Below are 6,363 nucleotides of genomic sequence, written 5' to 3' on the forward strand. Positions count from 1 at the left end.
CACCGCACGCCGGTAGCCGCACCGGGGCGATGATGGTCGGGGCGTAACCGGCGGGCCCCCGGCGGCAGTTGAGTTTGGTGTGAAGAAAAACAACCCTCACGCCGAGGGCCCTGACGGCCTTGTCTACACCGCCCGCCTGCCGCTGTCGAGCGCCACCCTGAACTATCTCGCCACCCTGATACGCGGCCACTGCAAGAAGATCGGCTCACGGTGGCGGGCCCTGGCTCCGGGGAAGATCGCGGGGATCGTGCTGGCGGTGCTGCGCTGTGACCAGCGGCCCGGCGATCTGGCCGGCGGGAACGGGGTGCACCGCACCACCGTCACCCGCTGGGTCCGCGAGGTCGTCGGCCTGCTGGCCGCCCGCGCCCCGCGCCTGGACCGCGCCTTGAAGAAGATCGCCCGAAAGGGTGGTGGGATCGTACTGCTGGACGGTTCGCTGATACGCACCCGGCGGCGCACCGGAACAGCGAACCGGAAGAACTATTCCGGCAAGCATAAATGCCACGGCCTGCTCGTGATCGCACTCACCGACGACAAGGGCCGTCTGGCATGGGTCTCCGCGGTGCGGCCCGGTCGGACCTCGGAGATCACCGCCTGCCGGCACGACAAGCTCACCGCCCATCTCCGCGCGGCCGGGCTCGGCGCGATCGCCGACCTGGGCTTCGTCGGCCTGGACGACAGCGGCCCGGACGCCGACCCGGCGGTGATCACCGGATACAAGGCCGCCCGCAACCGGCCGCTCACCGGCGGCCAGAAGCTCTCCAACAAGGCACTGGCCGCCGTCCGGGCCCCGGTCGAGCACGGCTTCGCGCACCTGAAGAACTGGCGCGTGCTCACCAAGGTCCGCACCGACCCCAAGTGGGCGACCGCCCTGGTCAGGGCCCTGCTGGTCCTCACGAACCGCGAAGTCGCCCGCTGACCGACGATCTAGACGGGAGTCATCCGCCCCCGACCAGCACGAGCACCCCGAAGCCCGCGCACACCAGCCCCATGACCTGCAACTTCACGATGCACACCGCTCGGTGGTCCTCATCGACGCTGTCCGGGTGAAGATCTGGGTTCTGTCAACCACCTTGTGATCCGGACGGCAAGGCGGGCGGCTCCGTACGTGCGCGATCATGCGCGGCCGACCCATGTTAGCCAAGCATCGGGTGAGGCCGTGCCCGTCGCCCTCGCCGCGCCTTCGGTAGCGCGAGGTGTTGTGGGGACTGGTCAGAACACCCGGAGGGCGACGCGTTGGATGATCGTCAGCGCGTGAGTGCCATAGACGAGAAAAACGATGGCGGCCACGACAGCGACTCCTGTGAAAGTCCAGGTGAGACGGGGGTTCATGCGGCGGTGATCTCCTTGACGGATTTGGGATGGGTGGTGGTTCCTACCTGCAGGACTCTGTCGCACAGGTCCCTGACGGTGGAATCGTGGGTCGCGATCACCACCGCGCAGCCGGCGTCGGCCAGGGCACGGAGGGTGGCGATAACCATGTGGGTGTTGTCGAGGTCGAGGGCGCCGGTGGGCTCGTCGGCCAGGACAAGGGCGGGTTGCTTGACGATGAGGCGTGCGAGAGCGACGCGTTGCTGTTCGCCGCCCGAGAGACGGTGGACGATGTCGTCTTCGCGGCCGGCGAGGCCGACTTGTTGCAGTGCCTGGACGAGAGTGGGGCGGGATCTGCGGGCCGAGCGGACGGGCTTGACGGCGACGCTCAGGTTGTCGGAGATGGTCGCATTGTCGATCAGAGCGTAGTTCTGAAAGAGGTAGCCGAGGGTGTCGCGCCGATAGATGCGGGCCTTGCGTGGGCTGAGCTTGGTGATGTCCTGGTCATGGTGGCGCATGGTGCCAGTGGTTGGGGCGTCGAGTAGGCCGAGGCAGTTGAGGAGAGTGGACTTGCCTGATCCGCTGGGGCCGGTCAGGGCGAGCATCCGCCCGGCCTCGATGGTGAAGGTCAGGTCCTGCCAAAGAATGCGGGAGCCGAAGGACTTGGACAGGCCGGTCAGGTCGATCACGCTTCGGTCGATCCTTCCTTGACGATGCGGCGGTGGAAGAGGGCCAGGACCGTGAGGGCGGTGGCGATCTCGATCGCGACGAGGCCGGCTATGACAGCCAGGTCCTGGCCTGTGATCGTCATCGGGTCACGAGGGGCGGGGATGCCCATGGCCTTGTATTGGTCGAGGCCTTGATTCCACTGGTGGGCTTGGTAGGGGAGCCAGGAGACGAGCAGTAGGACGATGGCAGCTTCGGCCGCCAAGAGCGTGCGGTGGGTGGCGGTGAAGGTCCATCCATGGATGTGCCGAGCGAAGATCCGCTGGGCGTTCTTGCGGGTGTGGACGATAACGACGCCGATGCCGGTGACGAGCAGAACCACGAGGGCGACGGCGAGGTTGAACAGGCGCAGGCGGAAGTCGGCGGTGATGTTTCGAATTGCCTGGGCAGCGTCAGCGGCGACGGGACTGATGCCGACGACCTCGTTACGCAGGCCACGGGCCGTGATGTCGGCGGGGTCTGGAAATACGATGCTGCGCTGTGAGGCGTAGGCGGTGTACCCCTTGTCGCTGATGTAATCGGTGCCGTTGGGGACAACAACGATGACGGGATCGGTGAGGAACGAATCGTCCGCGAGCTGGTCCTGTCCTGACTCGCGGGTGCCACGGGCGTTGTAAGTGAAGATCTTCTGGTTGTCAGCAGTGGCCTTCACGGCGATCTGCTCGGACGAGATCTGGTCCGGATCGGAAGGACTGACCAGGCCGGGCACCAGGGTCGCGAGCTTGTCGGCATGAGCGGCGAGCCGCTGCGGAACCAGGAGCAGGATGTGGCCGTTACCGCCTGTTGCGGCAGGGTATGGACGGCCGTTCGGGGCGAGGACCTTCTGCTGATCCAGGAACGTCTCGTTGGCAACCATCAGGTCGTCGGCGGGGATGCCCTGGGCATCGCGTGAGCGGGCGAGTTCCTCGCGGCCGGCGAGGACGATCTCGCCGTCGGCATCGGCTTCGCGCAACCAGGGGCCGACTTTCGCCTCCAGCACTTTCAACGCCTTGGGGTCACCGAGGTAACCGTTGAGGCGGATGGTGGAGGCGCTGCCCGCCTTCTTGTACACGCTTAGGGCATCTTCGCGCCGGACGAGGTCCTGCCCGGCCTGCAGGACCGAGGCTGCGATGCCAAGGGCGAGCAGAAGGGCCGGCACGCGTACAAGATAGGCGACCGCCGCAGTGGAGCGGGCGGGTATCTCTCCCTTGAGGGCGGCCAGGATGCCGGTGCGAGCGGTCAGGGTGAGCATCGCGGCATGGGTGCTGATGACAAGTGCCGTGAAGACGGCCGCAGTCGCGGCGGAGAGGAGGGCGAACAGACCGAACCAGGCGAGGTGGTTGTACCAGGCCAGCAGGGCGGTCGCCGTGATCGTCACAGCGGCGAGAGCGGCCGTCCAGAAGCGTGCAAGACTGCGTAGGTCGCGGGCGAGGATCGTGGGCAAGGACATGCCCTGAAGACGCAGAACCCCATAGGCCTTGGCGCTAAGGAGGACACCTGCGCCGGTCATGGTGATGCACACCAAAGCGACGACGACGAGAGAACCTCCCAGAGCGCTGCCGCCGTAGGCATAGGAAAGCTCGTCGATGGAGGCCGGCTGGGCGTGCCAGGCGGTCAAACCATGCTGCTCCAACAGGCCGAGAAAGGGCCGAACGGCATCAGGATCACCGAAGAGGTAGTACAGGCCGCGCGGGTCGCGATCGGAGATGTCGGCGAACGGCCTGGTCACGGTGGCCTGGCCGGGGCTGAACGCCGGATAGCCGTCCTTGAGCCAGTCAGTGCGAGGACCGCTCGGAGTCAGGTAGAGGTCCCGGCTGCGATCCGGGTGTTCCAGGTCGACTTCCTGACGCCCCACGGTCACACCATAGTCACGGGCGAACGCTTCGACGGCCTGCTCGATGGCGCGGCTGGTACTGGCGTTCCGCGACTCGGTGACCTGGATAACCGCGTCGTAGCCCAAAGCCCACTGGTCCTCGAAGCTTCTGAGGAACAGGAAGGCAAACAGGGAGGAGAACGCCAGGATGACGGCGTGGGTGAACTTGACGCCACGATGCAGCATGCGTGCCCTAGAAGCTATGGGGTGATCGAACGGTCAAGTAGTGGAAGGCTCACGGGCCTGCGAAGGGCCCGCGGTGCGCGGGCCCTTCGGGATGCTACGCGTGTCGCCGACCTGTCAACAGGTGGTCTTGTAGTACGTCTCGTTGCCGTAGAGGGCGGCGTCGGCCTGAGTGAGGGACCAACTGCCGGCGGATGCCTCATCGCTGTCGATGAAGGCACCGACCGAGGTCGAGCCGTGGCACTTGTCCTCGTGGTAGTAGTCCGACCATATGTAGGAGGTGCCGGCTCCATAGTCCCACGTTCCGCCGCCGACGTACTTGATGGTCGCCAGCGCGGGAGCCAGGGCTTGATCAAGTTCCGTGATGGTCCGGGTTGTTGAAGATGCCCAGGATCGGTAGGGCTCGTTCTGGTTCATCGCGGATGGCGCGGGTGGTCTTGGCGATGTTGGTCGCTCCGAGGCTTTTGAGGGCGCCGATCGCGAGGTTGCGGAGGGTGGCCATGGCGCGGGGTGCGTGGCCGGCGTGGACGGTGGAGGCGTCTTCGGCGAAGGTGCGGTCGCGGATGTGGTGCTGGGCTTCCACGATCCAGTGTCCGCGCAGGTGGGAGGCGAGCTCGGCCGATGTTGCCTGGTGGGCGTCGAGGCTGGTGACCGCGTAGACGGTCTCCCGGGACTCTTTCCGGCCGGTTGCTTTGCGGCGGCGGTGGACCCGGACGGCGAGCTTGGCGTGGGGGAAGGCGATGCCGCCGAGGTTGTCGGCGATGCCGAGGGTCTTGATGGAGCGGGACTCGCGACGGCCGTGCCCCTTGCCGGAGGCGGTGTGCTGGATGGCCACCGTGTGCCAGGCGAGGCTGTCCAACTGCGCCCAGACAGTGGGCTGGTTGGGCTTGATCACGGCCACGTAGTGCGCCTTCTTCGTCTCCACCAGCCAGGCGACGTTGGCCTTCACGGAGTGCAGCGCGTCGAAGGTGACCACGTCTTCTTCCAGGTCGAGTGGGGCGAGCAGGGGCTGGAAGTGCCGGGTCTCGTTGGTCTTGGACCCGATCTCGGCCTGGGTGAGTGTGACGGGGCGTCCGTGGGTGACGGCGGACAGCAGATGCCGGCGGGGCCGGCCTGGGCGGGCGGAGCCGCGCAGCGTCTTGCCGTCCACGGCGATCACCCGTCGCCCGCCCGGGACGTCTGCCCTCGCGGCGGCATGGCGCTGGGCCAGCCAGGCGCCCACCGCCGCATCGAGTGCGTCGGCGTCGAGGCGCTCGAGGACTCTTCCGATCGCCGATCTGGAGGGGGCGTGCCGCCAGTGCAGCAGGTGACGGCGCACGCCGAGTGTGGCGAGCAGTCCGGCATCGGCGCGGGCGCCCCACTCGGCGAGTTCGTCGATGGTCCTGGCTCCGGAGACCGCGGCTGCCGCGCAGACCAGCAGGATCGAGGTCAACGAGTACCAGCGGCCTCGCCGGGAGCGCGGATCGGGCACCACCTTCAGGAAGACACGCAGGTCAGCCATATCGTCCGGGGCGAGCGGACCCAGCTTGGCCAACACCGCAGGGATCGGGGAAGATGAGACAGCGGACACGGGAACCCTCTTGATCACTCGGCTTAGACACCTGAATGATCACGGACCCCGTGTCCGCTCTGTCATCTGACCCAACCCGCAGCATCCTCACGCCAGTTGGGCGATCCCGGGAACTTGCACAAGCCCTGCGCGGGAGCGGCACCGGCCACTACCAGAGCACCGGAGACTACTGCGATCTGCACTGCGCGCTTGAATCTCATCATCAACTCACCTTCGATAGAACATGCGATGGACACCGTGCGGTCCTGAACACACAGAATGATCACAGCAGGCAGCCACAAGGGTGAGAGGAAATCAAGACGAACGTAGACGTAAATCGGTCTTTGAGGGGCCTCGCGTTTTTCGGACAGGGATCTGACCCAGGGTCATTGCACGAACAGGATCGGTCCGGTTCGTCGGTCTCGTGTGTGACGTGACGTCATGTACCGGTGTGTGGCGGGGTGTCCCTGGAAAGAAGTGCAGGCACGGCCGTCGGTGATCATGTGGTTGTCGAAGACCCATGAGAACCGAGCGAGACCGTGCCTGCCCAAACATCATCGCCCATGCCCGCCGGACTGGGAAAACTGGCCCTTCCGAACCCTCACGTCGCCCTGCAGAATGCCGCTGACCTGCGGCGCTTCCTGATATGGATACCAGATCCGCGCGGCCTGCGAGGACGGAGGTATCCGATGCTCCCGCTGTTGTGCGCGGCGGCCGGCGCGGTTCTGGCTGGCGCGCGCTC

At 66.4% G+C, this 6,363-nt stretch carries 6 protein-coding genes; 1 reads left to right on the plus strand and 5 read right to left on the minus strand.

Translation table 11 applies throughout. The features are described from left to right. The first annotated feature begins 79 nt into the window (after window positions 1-79). Window positions 80-919 carry a transposase family protein gene (locus H300_RS0121405; protein WP_028429015.1) on the plus strand — a complete coding sequence of 280 codons (840 nt, stop codon included), beginning with the start codon at window positions 80-82 and terminating at the stop codon, window positions 917-919. Between the two features lie 409 nt (window positions 920-1,328). Here H300_RS0121405 and H300_RS28510 read toward each other — a convergent pair whose 3' ends face one another. The 5 genes from H300_RS28510 to H300_RS32735 all read right to left on the minus strand — a co-directional run. After that, complete coding sequence (locus H300_RS28510) at window positions 1,329-2,000, minus strand: ATP-binding cassette domain-containing protein (RefSeq protein ID WP_051270274.1); 672 nt, start codon at window positions 1,998-2,000, stop codon at window positions 1,329-1,331. After that, window positions 1,997-4,075, minus strand: a complete 2,079-nt coding sequence (locus H300_RS0121420; RefSeq protein ID WP_028429016.1) for a hypothetical protein — start codon at window positions 4,073-4,075, stop codon at window positions 1,997-1,999. Before H300_RS0121420 ends, H300_RS28510 begins: the two co-directional genes overlap by 4 nt. A 114-nt stretch (window positions 4,076-4,189) precedes the next feature. Beyond that, a complete protein-coding gene (locus H300_RS30700; protein WP_078516211.1) occupies window positions 4,190-4,489 on the minus strand; it encodes a lactococcin 972 family bacteriocin in 300 nt (99 codons plus the stop codon). Next, window positions 4,425-5,573 carry an ISAs1 family transposase gene (locus H300_RS0121425; protein WP_078516212.1) on the minus strand — a complete coding sequence of 383 codons (1,149 nt, stop codon included), beginning with the start codon at window positions 5,571-5,573 and terminating at the stop codon, window positions 4,425-4,427. The genes H300_RS30700 and H300_RS0121425 overlap by 65 nt, the downstream gene beginning before the upstream one ends. A 602-nt stretch (window positions 5,574-6,175) precedes the next feature. Continuing rightward, the coding region (locus H300_RS32735) for a hypothetical protein (protein WP_486583992.1) at window positions 6,176-6,363 on the minus strand (188 nt) is incomplete at its 5' end.

This window comes from Streptomyces sp. TAA040, assembly GCF_000424845.1.